This is a genomic window from Armatimonadota bacterium, assembly GCA_023511795.1.
Classification (GTDB): Bacteria; Armatimonadota; UBA5829; order DTJY01; family DTJY01; genus JAIMAU01.
On sequence record JAIMAU010000014.1, the window covers coordinates 1 to 15,940 of the forward strand.

The 15,940-nt window shown below is 48.8% G+C and carries 14 protein-coding genes and 1 pseudogene; 4 read left to right on the forward strand and 11 right to left on the reverse strand.

What is annotated here, in order from left to right; all coding sequences use genetic code 11:
• The 4 genes and pseudogenes from K6T99_10460 to K6T99_10475 all read left to right on the forward strand — a co-directional run.
• Nucleotides 1-518, forward strand: a 518-nt coding sequence (locus tag K6T99_10460) for a hypothetical protein (protein ID MCL6520244.1), incomplete at its 5' end; no start/stop codon positions are given.
• Nucleotides 519-608: 90 nt separating this feature from the next.
• Entirely contained in the window at nucleotides 609-755 is a 147-nt protein-coding gene (locus K6T99_10465) for a hypothetical protein (GenBank protein MCL6520245.1), read from the forward strand.
• A 130-nt stretch (nucleotides 756-885) separates the two neighbouring features.
• Nucleotides 886-2,026 (forward strand): annotated as a pseudogene (locus K6T99_10470) (three-Cys-motif partner protein TcmP).
• A gap of 2 nt (nucleotides 2,027-2,028) precedes the next feature.
• Entirely contained in the window at nucleotides 2,029-2,781 is a 753-nt protein-coding gene (locus K6T99_10475; protein MCL6520246.1) for a phage Gp37/Gp68 family protein, read from the forward strand.
• A gap of 115 nt (nucleotides 2,782-2,896) precedes the next feature.
• Here K6T99_10475 and K6T99_10480 read toward each other — a convergent pair whose 3' ends face one another.
• The 11 genes from K6T99_10480 to K6T99_10530 form a co-directional block, all read right to left on the reverse strand.
• Nucleotides 2,897-3,274: a hypothetical protein gene (locus tag K6T99_10480; GenBank protein MCL6520247.1), complete on the reverse strand. Its 378-nt coding sequence runs from the start codon at nucleotides 3,272-3,274 to the stop codon at nucleotides 2,897-2,899.
• 198 nt (nucleotides 3,275-3,472) lie between these two features.
• On the reverse strand, nucleotides 3,473-4,975 hold the full coding sequence (locus K6T99_10485) for a PIG-L family deacetylase (GenBank protein ID MCL6520248.1): 1,503 nt from the start codon (nucleotides 4,973-4,975) through the stop codon (nucleotides 3,473-3,475).
• Nucleotides 4,926-5,570: a GNAT family N-acetyltransferase gene (locus K6T99_10490; protein MCL6520249.1), complete on the reverse strand. Its 645-nt coding sequence runs from the start codon at nucleotides 5,568-5,570 to the stop codon at nucleotides 4,926-4,928. Before K6T99_10490 ends, K6T99_10485 begins: the two co-directional genes overlap by 50 nt.
• A 198-nt stretch (nucleotides 5,571-5,768) precedes the next feature.
• Nucleotides 5,769-5,957: a hypothetical protein gene (locus K6T99_10495; GenBank protein ID MCL6520250.1), complete on the reverse strand. Its 189-nt coding sequence runs from the start codon at nucleotides 5,955-5,957 to the stop codon at nucleotides 5,769-5,771.
• A gap of 2 nt (nucleotides 5,958-5,959) precedes the next feature.
• Entirely contained in the window at nucleotides 5,960-6,346 is a 387-nt protein-coding gene (locus K6T99_10500) for a hypothetical protein (protein MCL6520251.1), read from the reverse strand.
• The gene (locus K6T99_10505; protein ID MCL6520252.1) at nucleotides 6,289-6,978 is read right to left on the reverse strand and encodes a methylenetetrahydrofolate reductase C-terminal domain-containing protein; all 690 of its coding nucleotides are present in this window, start codon (nucleotides 6,976-6,978) and stop codon (nucleotides 6,289-6,291) included. The genes K6T99_10500 and K6T99_10505 overlap by 58 nt, the downstream gene beginning before the upstream one ends.
• Before the next feature lie 39 nt (nucleotides 6,979-7,017).
• Nucleotides 7,018-7,443, reverse strand: coding sequence for a hydrogenase iron-sulfur subunit (locus K6T99_10510; protein ID MCL6520253.1), 426 nt, complete (start codon nucleotides 7,441-7,443; stop codon nucleotides 7,018-7,020).
• Entirely contained in the window at nucleotides 7,443-11,867 is a 4,425-nt protein-coding gene (locus K6T99_10515; GenBank protein MCL6520254.1) for an FAD-dependent oxidoreductase, read from the reverse strand. The genes K6T99_10510 and K6T99_10515 overlap by 1 nt, the downstream gene beginning before the upstream one ends.
• Before the next feature lie 40 nt (nucleotides 11,868-11,907).
• Complete coding sequence (locus K6T99_10520) at nucleotides 11,908-12,756, reverse strand: CoB--CoM heterodisulfide reductase iron-sulfur subunit B family protein (protein ID MCL6520255.1); 849 nt, start codon at nucleotides 12,754-12,756, stop codon at nucleotides 11,908-11,910.
• On the reverse strand, nucleotides 12,753-13,313 hold the full coding sequence (locus tag K6T99_10525) for a 4Fe-4S dicluster domain-containing protein (protein ID MCL6520256.1): 561 nt from the start codon (nucleotides 13,311-13,313) through the stop codon (nucleotides 12,753-12,755). The genes K6T99_10520 and K6T99_10525 overlap by 4 nt, the downstream gene beginning before the upstream one ends.
• A complete protein-coding gene (locus K6T99_10530; protein ID MCL6520257.1) occupies nucleotides 13,306-15,927 on the reverse strand; it encodes a glutamate synthase in 2,622 nt (873 codons plus the stop codon). Before K6T99_10530 ends, K6T99_10525 begins: the two co-directional genes overlap by 8 nt.
• Between the last annotated feature and the right edge of the window lie 13 nt (nucleotides 15,928-15,940).

A 15,940-nucleotide genomic window follows, 5' to 3' on the forward strand; every position in this document is an offset into this window, starting at 1 on the left:
TTTATCCAGAGCGATGGGTCAAAGAACTACCGCATCTCTACTCACCCCGACTTTATCACTTACGACAAAAAGAAGCTTCTCGCTCACCAAGACCACCACATCAGGGAGCTTGCCAAGAAGTTGCCCTAACGGGCGGAGGTGTAAAGCGGAGCTTCATTTATCGCAATCCTTTGGGGGAGAAGGCTGATCCTGGTATGTCCTTTAGCAATCCGCTTCATTTCAAGCCTCACCCCGTCCCACAAAAAGCGCCTTCGGGAGCTGCTCCGGACTGCGCTCACCATCAAGAAGAAGCCTCTGGAACTGAACTATTATCCGGAACTCTGTGCTGTCTTCTACGTCTCATCCGCCAGATACGTCAAACAGCCTTGTCTGATACAAGAGGCTGGGGACACGTGCCAATGCAGTCAATGCGCAGCGGCATGGTCCGTTGGTCTGATCTCAAGGACTTCCATCTACTGCCATTTAGCTTCACGGCGCAAGTCAGAACGGTGATACCGAATGGAGACCTATCTATATGAGCCACAACCACCTATTCCAATTGTTTGTCAACAGCACGCTCAAGCCCGGTGGCATCATTCGCATTCTTATTTGAGGCGATACATATAAGAATGGTATTATTCTTAATGGCACGGAATGGCCCGATTCGTCCAATTGTAGCCGAAAAGAATATCTTGATAACATTTCTTGGTTACAAGGTTATGGTGCAAGGTCTTTACACCCTCAAGGAGAAGATTTGCCTAAGTCATGAGAAGTAGAAGCATCAATCGATATCTCCATCGGTTCTGCCAACGCGCACCGCATCCTAGAGTAAATTGATGGCAAGAGACATAAACCTCAAAAGGTGATTTTCATGAAAACCGATATGGGAGTGAAAAATAGAAAAATATGGCTGACAACAAGTTCTTTGAAGAAATCCGAGAGCAGTCCAGAATTAAGAGCAATATTGTCACCGAGTATTTCTGGGCCTGGGCTAAGGTGATAATCAGTGTCATGAAAAGATATCAAGGGCTTTCCAATAGGATCGCCTATGTTGATTTTTTTGCGGGGCCTGGGAAATATAAGGACGGAACTAAGTCTACACCTGTTCTTGTGTTGGAAACAGCAATTAATGATTCCGATATACGAGAACGCCTTGTCGCGATTTTCAACGATAAGGACAAAAACAATGTATGTTCTCTTAAAGAAGAAATAGAACGCATTCCCAATCTAGGGCAACTTAAGTATAGTCCGCAAATTCTCAACGAAGAAGTGGGAGATGACATTATTCAAAAAGTAGAACAGATGAAGCCCGGCCCCACTCTTTGTTTTGTCGACCCATGGGGATACAAAGGCCTCTCTTTACGTCTCTTTAAATCTGTGATCAAAGACTGGGGTTGCGATTGTATCTTCTTCTTCAATTACAATCGCATCAACATGGGCTTATCTAATGAGCTTGTCATTGACAATATGAATGCTTTATTTGGGCAAGAACGAGCGGATGACCTTCGCACCCGTTTAAAAGATATGGAACCTTTCGAACGAGAAATGACTATTGTGAACGAGCTGATGTCGGCCCTCGAAGAAATTGGTGGAAAATACGTACTGCCTTTCCGTTTTGTAAATGAACACGGAGAGCGCACCAGTCATCATCTTATATTTTGTAAGCAAAAACGATACAGGCTACAAAATAATGAAAGAAATAATGGCAAAGTATAGCTCGAGGAAGGAACAAGGTGTCCCAAGCTTCGAATACAATCCTGCTGACGAACGCTTTCCACGCCTCTTCGAGTTTACACGTCCTTTAGATGAATTGACTGACATGTTACTCAACGATTTTGCAGGAAAAACTCTGACGATGAAACAGATATATGAGAAACATCATGTTGGGAAGCCTTACATAAAGAAGAACTATAAGAAGGCATTTGTCGAATTAGAGCATCAGGGGAAGATTGATGTCTATCCTCCGGCAAACAAACGGCGAAAATCGAAGGGGAATGTAACGTTTGGAGATAATATACAAGTGACGTTCCCTCCAACCAAGAATTGAAAATGGCAAGCTACTCAGAAATCGAATGGACTGAATCAACGTGGAATCCGATTACGGGATGCACGAAAGTGAGCCCCGGATGCAGAAACTGCTATGCTGAGCGGCTTTCCAAGCGGCTGATGGCAATGGGGCAGGCAAATTATGCGAACGGATTTAATCTCACGCTTCATGAAGAATTGCTGACGATTCCGCTCAAGTGGAAAAAACCTCGAGCTGTATTCGTAAACTCAATGAGCGATTTATTCCACGAAGCTGTTCCTCTTGAGTTTATAGTAAAAGTTTTCGAAGTAATGCGCAAAGCATCTCAGCACACATTCCAAGTTCTAACAAAGCGCTCTGATCGACTGCTTGAATTAGCACCGCGGTTGACTTGGTCGGCTAATGTGTGGTTGGGTGTAAGCGTAGAAACTTCTGATTATCTCTTTCGCATCGACCACTTGCGGCAGACGCCTGCTAGAGTTAAGTTTATTTCATTTGAGCCATTGCTTGGTTCAATTGGGGAGCTAAGCATAGAAGGAATTGACTGGGTTATTGTGGGCGGCGAATCTGGACCGAAAGCACGTCCGATGAACATTGAATGGGTTAGGCAAATACGCGACTACTGCTTGTCGGCCGGTGTGCCGTTCTTTTTCAAGCAGTGGGGCGGATCAAATAAAAAAGCGGCTGGACGAGTTCTCGACGGCAGGACTTGGGACGAGATGCCGGTAGAAACTCCGTCCGTATTACTGCAAAGTTTCAACCTCGGAGGAGAATGACAAGTATGCGCACCTAGTATAGGAGAAATAAACCAACGTTTCCACCAAATGCAGTGGGGGTGTTTATGAGCCGCAGGGCAAGGTTGATTATGCCCCGCGGCTTGGTTGAATCGCCTCAAAAAGTCCCCAGCTTGAATGAACGATCCGCTGGAAGCAAGCAATCCTCGCTCGACAGCCACTTGTGCCACTCCCTTGCAAGATAGATAGAGCTGTGAATTGCCTTTAAGAGCTGAGAAACCATTGTTTTGTATTCCTCGCTGACGCTGAGAAACCTAGGAACCAGGTGAAGAGGGTGGGGTGCAGTCCAAAGGTGCATTAGTACAATCCGATGGTTCCTAAGTACCATCCGATGGTACACTCCAACCATCCGACGGTAGACTTCAACCATTCGATGGTAGACTTCAACCATTCGATGGTAGACTTCAACCATTCGACGGTAGACTTCAACCATCCGACGGTAGACGTCTACCATCCGATGGTAGACTTCAACCATTCGATGGTAGACATGCACCATGCGATGGGAGCCAACAGCTAGAGGCGCAGGCGTGGGAATTATTTGTGTGCACCAGCCTCGCTATGCAAAATCTGCAACAGCCGCCTATGCGGATGCAGGCGCCAATTATAAAAGATGCCCCCTCCCAATCACTAAGGAGCCTCACTCCGCGTCTGCGGCTCTTCCTCGCCTGCCAGCCTAATATCCCGGCGGAAGCTTCCCAATCCACAATCTAGTTACTGCAGTGCCATCTATAATGCGTCCGCCCGAGGTCGTCCATGCGCGTATTATTAAAAACGTCTGCCTTGTGTCGCTGAGCGGCCAATCTGCATGAAAAATTACGGTGCTACCCACCACATCAACGGCAACACTCCTCGACCCATACCTTCGAAGCCGCCCATCTTTCAATACTAAGGCTGATGCTTGCCCTTTCTGCCAACTATAGTATGCAATCACCCTATCTCTGCTTTCAAGCCCGCCGCTGTTTATGGAAAAATGGAAGTTTATCTTGGAAGTTGGCGGCCTTCTGGTCCTAATTTTAACGGAAAACCTGTCATTATTCCGCAAAAGCCAGACTCCTGCGATGTCGCCCCTTGACTTTAATCCGTTTGTAAACAAATCGCCCACCGGATCTTTGATGACTAATGCCGCAGGAACTTTTTGGTGGATTGGCCATGTTGTAAGCTTGACTACCCCGAACAGCTCGTTGCCCCTTGCGAATGATTGAAGCAGTCGGTCAATCGCACCGAATTGCGTTCGATACATGCCTATCGCCTTCCGCTTGTCAATCATTTGCGCTACTGTAAGCGGCAGTGCGAACCACTCCGTTTGGTTCAGCGCGACAAGCGGGGCAGGGGGCTCAAGCATTACCCACGGCCTAAAGCCGCGCGGGGCGGGCCAGAAACTGCGGTGGATTAGATACGTGTAGACAACGCACTTCTGTGCAAATAAATGCCCTTGCGACGCCAGCTCATCTAGTGCATACCTAGTGAATGCGTATACCGACCAATGCCCCGAGTGAATGTCGTTTGGATGGGGAGCTATAACTACATCTGGCTTTTCGCGCATCAAAATTGCTTCGATGTCTTCCAAAATCGATTGGCCACAGTAAATGGCCTTTGGTGTAAAGGAATTAACGTATGGCGAACGAGTTTGCTTTGTTCGGGGCGAGCGCACAGGACTTGAGGGAAGCCAATTGCCGGGAAGCCACATGCGATACGTATTGCCATTCGGATATCCTAAGAATATGATATTCTCCGGCGGCAAACCAAGAAAGCTGAGCGCTGTTAGCGTTTCGCGCTGCCGCATATATCCCAGGCGGATAAACTTTTGGGGTGTCAATTTGATAGTTTTTTCAAAAATTATCACGTCTATTTCTGGATACTCACCGTTTGTGGCAACCACAACTTTAACATGTGCACCAGCTTGAATGGCCTGCTGTATGAGTCCGCCACAGCCGAGTGTTTCGTCATCGGGATGTGGAGCGAGTATGACGATTTTTTGGCCTTGTTTGAGCGGCGGCATCTGCTTTAGAGGCGCTTGGGTGCGGAGGTTCAATCTATAAATTGAATGAGCCAAGATGAGGCGACGACCTATCTCTATTACAGCCGCCAACAGCAAAACAGCAATTAAAAGCCAAATCCACCTTTTCCTAGTTTTCAGCGGTGGATTGTAGATTTTTGAGCATGATGAGCCAGTCACCTTGGGTTTCTCTTGTTTTTCCTTTGATTTCAAATCCAAGCTTATTATAAACATGGATTGCGGCAAGGTTGTCGGGGCGAACTTCCAAGCGCACTTTATCGGCTCCAACGCTTCGGAGATGTTCCAAAGCAATTCGGAGCAGTTCGGTTCCTATTCCGCGGCTTTGGAAATCAAGATGGACTGCAATCGAAAGTATTCTCGCCTTAGCATTAAGCTCTTGCTTGCGGGTCTCGCGCCATATTGCTATCCAATTTCTGGCTGAGATTAGCAAAGGTCTTAATCCTATGCCATACTGACCTGTAATCCAGCGCCAACCCATTTTTAGGAGGTAACCCTTCCAAACGAAGAGCCGAATCATGCGAGGGAAGTCCGCTGGCGCAAGTATATAGCCGACTATGCGGCCGCCTATCAGCGCCACGAAAAACGAATCGGGTTCTATCTCAAGGCAGATACCAAAAATATCGCGCAGTATATCCGCTTTTGGGATGAATCCGACATAATGGCGAACGCTTTCGGGAAAGGCGCCAAGAAATATTTCCGCCACTTGCTGGATGTCGGAAGGAACCGCATTGCGATAGGTAAGCTGTTCATTCATTGAGTAACCTTGGCAATACTTTCACTGCATTTGCATTATGAAGTATACCAGGTATCTGCCGGATCCTCTTGGGATCAACTTGGCTTGTTGGCGAGGACTCTCTCTTAGTCCAGTACGGCTTGACGAATATGATCTGCTTTGTTTTGGGAGTCCTGCGCTTGTGCCCGCGCACAAACCCCTTCACTAACAAGATGTGTCTCATTTCTCAGCCCACCACGGAACTTGTATTTTGTGCGCACGACACGCATCTCTCATGTCTCGCTTTAAGTCCGACCATATGCCGCACTGATGCGCAAGCATCCGATTGCGCGGATCGCTGTAGTGCTTTATTCTCAGTTTAAGATCGCGAACTGTAAACATTCCACCTGCTGGCTTTGAGCGTCTCATGCCTAAACCTCCGTTTGCTCTTTTGCTTCATCAATAGAGTAGCCGAGCCCCGCGGCAATCTCCTTCAGCGTCACAACCTCAGCGTCCTTTTCCGGCGAAGAGGGCGGCTTTCCGAAGACCACCGTCTCGATGAACTCCTGCTTCTTTGCCAACTGCTTGTGCTTGTACTCCTCAACCGAGTGAGCCATGACCGGCCGGATCGAAAGCACATGCGGCGAAGGTTGCTTCAATCTTCGAACTCTGCCATCCCTCTGTGCCAAGAGGTACGGAGTCCACGGCGTATCTAAGTGATACACGAGATCAGCGCCCTTCTGCAGGTTGTCTAAAGTAATCAAGAGGCTTCGACATCCAAGGTTATTCGCTGGTCCTCTCGGATTAGCTTTCTGCATCCGCCTTCGTGGCTTTTTGACCAATCGGTGAGGGGTGCCGACTCGAGGAGGCGGTCAAGCTGGCCAATTTCTTTTAATCTATTGTAAATGAGATGCCATCCGCACTCGATATCTGCCGAAACCTCGCATTTACCATCGCGAGAATACCCACAAGGGCCGCTGAGAAGTCCCTTGGAGCATCGTGTCAGCGGACATACTGCGCCATACAAGCCGACGATGCATTTCCCGCATGCAATGCACTTTTCAGTCCAAATGCCTTGCTCTTGGAGTATGCCGATAAACTTGGTATCCAAGCCGGGGTAAACTGGCTTGGTTGGGAATCTCTCGGCTATGGCTTGAACTCCTGCACCACATGCTAGCGAAAGCACTGCATCACAGTTTTGAATCTCGTCTATAGCATCTTCGATGAACTGATTCTCGCATTGGCGCTCGATAGTTGCCTCGATAATCTCGCGTTCGTCATTGTCGAGGCGATACGCGATGCGAAGGGCAGAAGCAATCATGCCGACTTCCCGCTCACCGCCTGCAAGGCAGACGGTAACGCATGTGCCGCATCCTAATACAAGTATGCGCTTGTGCGGCGCCAGCATCTGCTTAATTTCCTGAATATGTTTGCGATGTCCAACTATCATAACAATCTCCGTTAGTTTTTGTTTTGAGGTTCAAAAACCTTATTTGTTGCTTAGAGCCAGGCGAAGGGGATTCGGACCCAACTTCTTGAGCCGCTCGGTCATCTCTTCGATTATTTCTGCAAAGGTATTGGCTTGCGCCGAAGAGAGGTTGAACATTTCAAGCCTTTCTGGTTCAATGCCTGCTTCGGCAAGAACCTCCTTTGCCAGCCCAACTCGTTTCTTCGCCCGAAGATTCCCCTCTTGGAAATGACAGCCGCCCTCAAGACAACCTGCGACTATAACGCCGTCAATGCCTTGTTCGAAAGCATGCATAATGTATGCAATATCGACCTTGCCTGTACAAGGCAGTCGTATTATGCGTACGTTTGGCGGATATTGAAGTCTCAACGAACCTGCAAGGTCCGCGGCTGCATATGCACAATAGTGGCAACAAAGTGCCAAAATTCTCGGCTCGCCGCTATCCATCAATTGACTACCTCCAGGAGCGCTTTTACTGCCGCTAGGATTTGGGTGTCCGTGAAATGTTGAAGCTGGATTGCCCTTGCCGGACACTCAGCCGCGCAACTTCCACACCCCATGCACATCGCCGCTTGAATCTCTACGCGATTCTTGCCGTTGTTTGGGCTCACAGCAGGCGCGCCGTATGGACATATTCTCACGCAAGTAAGGCACGAAACACACTTTCTAACATCTACAACGCTAACCTGTCCGCCAACTACCATAGTTGGCTTGCTTAGAATCGTTGCCGCTCTTCCAGCGGCCGCGAGTGCTTGCTGGATGTTCTCCGCAGTGGTCTTTGGAGAATGAGCGCTACCTGCTAAGAAGATGCCTTCAGAAGCAAAGTCTACGGGCCTCAGCTTCACATGGGCTTCGTGGAAAAAGCCGTCCTCATTTAACGGAACCTTTGCCATCTTCGAGATTTCCTTGTTGTCGGTCGCAGGAGAAATTCCCACAGAAAGCACCAGAAGATCAACTTCTTGGCTTACTTTGATTCCAAGTTCTGGTTCGATAAAACTTAGGACCACTGGTTTTCCGCTTGAAACTGAGACCTGGGGTGCGTTCTCAGGTTCATACTTTACAAAAACAACGCCGAGTTCCCGTGCTTTTTGGTAAAGGAGCTCGTTAGTGCCATATGTTCGCATATCTCGATACAAAACAACTATTGAAGCACTTGGATATTTTTCCTTAAGAAGAATTGCATTCTTAACGGCTTCCGTACAGCAGAAACGACTGCAGAAAGGTCTCTCCTCGGTGCGAGAACCGACGCACTGAATCATCGCGATGGATGGATTCTCCGGCAGGTTGAGCGCATCTTTATGAAGTGCCATCTGAAGTTCACGCTGTGTTATTATGCGCGAATCTTCACCATAGCAGTACTCCTTTGGCACATACTCGATTCCACCTGTAGCGATTATGAGCACACCATGGCTAACCATCTTCACGCCAGATGGGGTATTTAGCTCACTCTTGAAGTTTCCAATATGCCCCTCCAGCTTTGCCAGGCGACTTTCTGTGTAAACTGAGATAAGCGGATGGCTTGTTGCCGCCGAAACTAGCTTTTCAAGGAGTTCACGATTGTTAGAAGATTTAAGTCTTCCGCCCAGCTCCGCGCATTTTTCAACAAGGTGCACTTGGAAGCCTTGCTTTGCAAGTGAAAGCGCAGTGGTCATTCCGCTAGGGCCGCCGCCGAGAACGAGGGCAGATTGGACAACCGGCAGTTCTTCGGTAAGGAGTGGGCGAAGTCTGGAGGCGCGGCCGACCGCCATGCGAAGCAGGTCAATCGCTTTTTCTGTTGCCGCGGTTGGATTATTTGAATGCACCCATGAGCATTGGTCTCGGATGTTCGCCATATCAACAAGGAACGGATTCAGCCCACATTCTCGGACGGTTTCGCGGAAAAGCGCCTCGTGGGTTCTCGGCGTACAAGACGCCACTACCAGTCTATTCAAGCGATGTTTGGCAATGATTTCCTTTATTCTCTCTTGAGTATTATCAGCGCAGGCGTACATTTGAGCTTCGGCATATTCCACGCCTGGCATATTTTTCGCAGTCTCAACGACTTTCTCTACATCCACAACGGAGGCGATATTGATGCCGCAATTGCAAACAAAAACCCCAATCCTCGGTGGTTCATCGCTTACATCGCGCTCCCTCGGGTACTTCTTTTCAACAATCATTGAGCCCCGGGAAGAAGCTAGTATTTCCATTGCCGCTGCTGCCGCCGCACTGCCTTGGACTACAGTCTCTGGAATATCCTTTGGTTCTTGAAAAGCTCCAGCTACCAGAACTCCCGGTCTAGAGGTTAGAATAGGGGCATAGTCATCAGTTGCACAGAATCCACATTCGCTAAGTTCAACGCCGGCAGACTTTGCTAAATCCAAGGCGGCCTGGCTTGGGCGAATGCCCGTAGAAAGAACCACCATGTCGAATACTTCATCTACCGGCTTTCCATTTTCAATATAATTTAGCCGCAAGTCGTGTGTCTGGGGTATATCAACCAATCTTGAAACTTGGCTGCGAATAAAGCGCACTCCTAGGGCTTTGGCTCGTTCGTAGTAGCGATCAAAATCCTTGCCGAAAGCTCGCATGTCGGTGTAGAAGATTGACACTTCTATGTCCGGAGTATGAGCCTTTGCGCCAACGGCCTCTTTGATTGCTGCCATACAGCAGACCGAGGAACAGTAGGGATTACCCTTCACCACATCCCTTGAGCCAACGCACTGGATGAATGCAAGCTTTTTTACCTCGTGACCATCATATGGCCTGATTATGTGGCCTCTGAATGGGCCGCTGGCAGATAATATTCGCTCAAACTGAATATTGTTGACAACATTTGGATAGCGGCCGAAACCGAATTCGCCGCGCAATCGTGCGTCAAACTCCTCATAACCTGGCGCAAGAATTACTGCACCAACGTTTATCTCCCTGACACTATCCTGCATTTCATGGTCAATTGCTTTCGGCTGACAAGCCTTCACGCATTCCATGCATTCACAGCAGACAGCACAGGCAAGACATCGCTTAGCCTCCGCCATTGCCTGCTCTGGGGTATAGGTTTTATTATGCTCAGGCATGATTCTAGTACTTTTTTGCTTTCGACCCTGGCGGCGGTGGAGCTCCTCGAGTTCGAAATACTCTTCTTCGGTCCAACTGCGGCTTTCTGGCTCTCGTCCATCCGCTAGGTCTTGGCCTTGGATGTAGCGATGTATTGATTCGGCTGCGCGTTGTCCAGCCGCAACCGCCTCACTTAGAGTTCCAGCGCCGGCAACAACATCGCCACCCGCGAATACGCCAGGGACATTGGTGGCCAATGTTATCGGGTCAACACTCAGCAGTCCCCATTTGTTCGTTTGAAGAGCCAAATCCTCACAAAATCCTAGGTCGGGAACCTGTCCGGTAGCGAGAATTGCTTCATCACATTCGATAATATGTTCAGAGCCTTCTATCGGCTCGGGTCTCCCTCGCCCAGAGGCGTCCTTCTCCTCCGAAAGCTTCATCTTAAGACATTCTATTCCGATTAGCTTGCCATCTTTGCCAATGAATCGCTTTGGATTTGTAAGGAAAATGAACTTGACGCCTTCTGAGATTGCCTCATCGACCTCAACAGGGTCAGCTGGCATCTCCTTTTTCGTCCTGCGGTAGAGAATAGTAACTTCTTTTGCGCCCAGGCGAATTGCGGTGCGTGCAATATCCATAGCGGCATTTCCAGCACCTATAACCATGACGCGCTCGCCGATTTGCACGGTCTCACCAAGGTTTACCTTTCGAATAAACTCAATTCCCGGGCGCACACCCGTGAGATTTTCCCCATCAATGCCAAGTCCGGCGCTCTTTTGAGCTCCAACTGCTACAAATACGCACTTATAGCCGTCGCTAAACAAATCATTAATCGAGATATCTCTTCCTACTTCAACGTTGCACTTGAGCTCAACTCCAAGGTCGAGAATCTGGTTTATTTCAGCCTCAAGGACGTTCCTTGGAAGTCGGAAATCGGGTATGCCTACACGCATCATACCGCCAGGCACGGGAAGCGCTTCGAATATAGTAACTTTGTAGCCTTTCCGAACCAGCCAATCCGCCGCCGCCAATCCTGCCGGACCCGAACCAACGATGGCTATCTTGCCATCAGCTTCTGCCTTAGATTCGCCTAGTTGCTTTGCGTTTCCATTTCCTTTGGCAGGACTTTGCTCCAAAGCAAAGCGTTTCAGAGCACGGATTGACAACGACTCGCCATAACGGCCTTGCTGGCAAGCGCTCTCGCATGGGCGGTGGCAAACATATCCACATATTAATGGAAGAGGGTTGTCTCTTCTTATGATTTCAGCTGCCTCTGCAAACTTGCCCTGTACAATGAGTGCAACATATGCTTGAGCGTTTTGCCCAATGGGACAAGCTGAAACGCACGGCGCTTTTCGACGTTTCTCAATTACGTAGGCATTTGGAACAGCCTGTGGGGAAACCTTATGAATGGCAGTTGTTGTTGAAAGGCCGCAGTTAAAATCATCCGGTACCCTAACAGGACATACTTTCTCGCAATCGCCGCAGGCATTACATTTGCTTACATCCACATATCTCGCCTTCTGCCGTATCTTTGCGCGGAACCTTCCAGGCTCACCTTGCAATTCTTCGACTTGAGCCTGGGTTATTATCTCGATATTTAAGTTCCGCATGCACTCAACTAGCTTCGGCGATAGTATACAGGTTGCGCAGTCTCCCGTAGGGAACGTTTTGTCAAGCTGTGCCATTTTGCCGCCAATCGAGGGCGAATTCTCAATCAAATATACTTTGAACCCCGAATTGGCAAGGTCAAGTGCGGCTTGAATCCCAGCGATTCCTGCGCCGCAGACCATAACTGCCCCTATCATTTCGTCATTTCTATCTTTACTCATCGCTGTACCTAGTAACAACTGAATAAATAAAATCTCTCCGTCAGCAAAACTGCAAAACTTTTGTTGGGTCCGTCATCAGCTTCCCGATGCCCAATTCCTCATTTGAAAGCCCCAACGCCAACCCAAGTAGCTGGGTAAAGTAAAAAACTGGGAGGTTGAACTTTTCCTCAATATCCAGCTGCCTGAGGTCGAGATTTGTTTGGCAAAGGGGGCAAGCAACCGCGATGCAATTCGCGCCGCTTTCACTCGCCATTTTGAGAATTTCGCTACACAATCGTTTGACTGTTTCCACTCTTGTGATTGAGAAGCTTGCCCCGCAGCATTCGGTCTTATATGGCCATTCGATGGTTTCGGCGCCCACTGCCTCTAGAAGCTCCTCCATTAAATGAGGATCTTCAGGTTCGTCGGCAATGCTCAACTCTGGTGGTCGAGTAAGAAGGCATCCGTAATAGCAAGCTACCTTCAATCCCTTCAAAGGTCGGACAACTAAATCGCGAATTTCATCAGCGCCAACATCTTTTATCAAAACCTCCAACAGATGGCGCACCTTGACCCCGCCGGAGTATTCCTGGCCGATAATCGAAGCGACTTCCGAACGCAGTTTCTCATCTTTTGCAAGTGCATAATTAGCCGAAGCCAGACGTCCATAGCACGAAGCACAGCACACAACCACATCACGACCTGCTTTCTCTGCTGCTAATAGGTTTCGAGCTGGCAGTGCCGCCGCAAGAATAGCATCGGTGGAGTGTGCTGGAGTGGAGCCACAGCAAGTCCAATCAGGAATTTCCTCCAACTCGATTGCGAGGGCCTTTGCCACAGCATGCACGGACATGCCAAAATCGCGAGCTGTTGATTCTAGAGAACATCCGGGAAAGAAGGAATATTTCACCTCTGCTCCCTCCTTCCAAAAACTCGGTTAAATATTGTTCTTACTGACTTGCGCCCTGCGGTGCGTGGAGGAAATAGATTAAACTTTCCTTTTCTCAGCATTGCAGGTAGTTTCGTCAAATCGGTAAACAGGTCGCCCGAACGCAACTTATATATTGCCATGAGCATAAAATCATAGGTTCGCCCAAAGCGCTTGATTGACGAAAGCATTGCTTCATTGAATATCTTTACTCGCCTGAGTTCGCCAGGTGCATCCAGTGCCATTTCCCTAAGTCTGTCAACCATTGCTGGGGTATTGACTTGCATAGGGCACCGAGAAAAACAAGTTTGGCAGGAAACGCACACCCAAATTGCCTTGGAGCTCATCAATTCTTTTTCAAGACCGAGAATTGCCATGCGATTTAATTGATGCGGGAGGAAATCGGTCTCTTCACGCATGGTGCATCCCGATGAGCATCGAGCGCACTGAAGGCATGCTGTTAGGCGAAACTCCCCATTTGGGTCCAACTTTTGCAAATATTCTATATCAACCTTGTTCCCTATGATTCTGCTACTCACCTAAGTCCTCATACAACTCTTCTTTGGCTGATTCACCAGCCGCCTTCTGTTTTATAGGAGCAACCTTCCGATAAACCTCTTCCGGCTCTCGCAACTCTCCATCAACTGTTAGCAAGCGTGTGATTGGGATATCGAAGAGTAGTTCGTTCTCTTCGAGATACGGCAAAATAAGCTTCCAATCTGCCCCCGTGAGGTCTTGAAACTCGCCGCCGTTGAGCTGCTCTTCATCCAAAAGCCTATATGGGTCTCGGACATAAATAGCACCGCCAGATGCCAGCGAGAAAAGATTCGAACCGGGGTAGGGCGTATCGAGGTCGACAATTTGCCCTTCGTCGTCAAACCGCACTCCGTTTAGTATTACAAAGCCGCCATCCTTCAGCGGATCGCCGGCCATAAATGATTCTGCAAGAAAGTCAAGGCATGTCCCGTTGATTACCGCTTTCGGACGGCCAACCGCGTTAATTAAAGGGCGTCCTGCGGCATTTCCCTTTACAAAGACCTTTCCACCTTTAGCACCATACATGAACGTTTGGCCAACGTCTCCGTGTATGACCAGCTTTCCTTCTTTTAGTATTTGGGCAACTTGGTCTTGGGCGTTTCCATGAACGATTACAGTGGCGCCGTCGAGTCCTGAGGCGAGATAGTCGCCAGTACTTCCGTATGCATCTATCACTACATCATGGGAGTTGGGGCCAAGCCCGCAACCCAGGAATCTTTGGCCGGTATAGCCATGGCATATGAATCTTTTCCAACCCAGCTCGTACGCTTGCACAACCAGCCTGGCATCGCATCCGTTGCCCTCTGGTGGAAAACCTTTGGCATTTAAGACAAGAATTTCTTCGGGTCCAATTGGCGCCCTCAAAGCGAATCGAGATTCCCAACCTATCTTTGCATACCTTGAAGTTTCATTTTCTGTTATCGAAGGAACGCCTTCGAGCACACTAGTTAGCGTTTCATGCAAAAGTTCGAGGATTGTTGAGCGCTTGTTGTTGCCGGTAGGGTAGCGACGATCGATAAGGAGGGTGATGCCGTTTATTGCCGCTTCGCGCTCGGCATCCGTGAGCGTCCTAGATAAAATTCCAAAGCACATACTCTTAAGGGTCTCAAGCCCAACTTCTGGAGCTGCAGCCATTCCTATTTTGTAAAGCGCTGTTCCTGATTTTTCTGCCAACAACTCCGGCAATTCTTTAGCAGGCTTGCAATTTGAAACGTGCAACTTGCAATTTGGCCTAATACCCGGCTTAACAGTCCTCGGCCTGCCGAATTTGTCCGTGCATGTCAGGGAACGGCCGCCATTGCCATTTCTTTTAACCGTGAAAATGAATGCACCGCCATCGGTATAGCTCCCGCCGCGCGCATTCCAATAATCGTCGGCAAAGGAGCAAAAGCGGCTGTCCTCCGATGCAAGACTACGAAGAGTAGCGTCAATTGCTTGCTTTTCTGAGCATATTAAGCCGATTTGCACCTCACCGTCCTGCAGTGCGAATACCTGGGGCCGAAGCATTGCAGTGTCGGTTATGCCAAGAAGCTGATATGCATCGTTTTGAACGTCATTTCGTGCGATGATGAAAAACCACGGTCCATCGGGGGAGCCATGAATGTGGCTTGCTTGGATGGCACGATAGACTTCTTGTTTCTCCTTTGGGAGCATATCGAAGTCCCGCTCAACAGTTGGCGCAAGTCCTTCTATAACGTATTCCAGAGGATACTTGTAAACTCTACTCCAGAGGTCGAAGACCTGAATGGAAACTTCGGTGTCGGTCAGGAATAGCGGCCGTATATTTCGCTGGGCAAGGTATTCGGTAACCGAGTAATAATTTGCAAAATCGCCATTGTGCACAAGCGCCTCGTGCATTCCGCAGAACGGGTGAGCCCCACCTGGATGCCACACGCGCCCTCTAGTTGGATAACGTTGGTGAGCAATCCAAACATGCGCACGCAGGTCGTGAAGCTTATAGTACTCCACAATTTGCTCGGCATATCCGACAATCTTAAGAATGAGCATATCGCGCCCGTGTGAAAGCACGAAAGCTTGCTTATCTCCTAGGGACGCGTAATACTTTGAGTTCAGCTGGAAAGTGTTTTGGTAAACAAATTCGTCCTCCAACTCTCGCTCAGGTACGCCAGCAAGCCCACGGGCATCGGCGAATTTCTTGAGAACGTCTTTCTTGGGACGCACGAAATATCTTCTCACTTCCGGCGGGCGGATTTCCAACCCTTCGATATCGCGATAGTCATCAATATGGTCAAGAGTCTCAGCATGATGAACGTCGAATACACTGGTGATAAAGTCAGCCTCCACATTTGCAAGGGCTGACGGCTCTAGGAGAGCAATATGGAGACAATAATCGTTTTTCAGAATCTCTGGCGGCACTCCCATTTGATTTGAATCAAGCCCCACAGCCGCAATACCGCCGCCCTTGCCATTTCCGCGGTTATGCATTTGGACAGACGGAGCATAGATATGCCTGCCGCTAACTGGAATACTACATGCAAAACCGGTAACGCCGCACCCGCCTTCTTCTTCGGCTCGCACCAATGTACCAGGCTTCCAGTCTTTCATCATCCAACTTCGGCTTTCGATTATCTTTTGTGCAAGGTCACTCATTTCCATCAATCATCCAAAA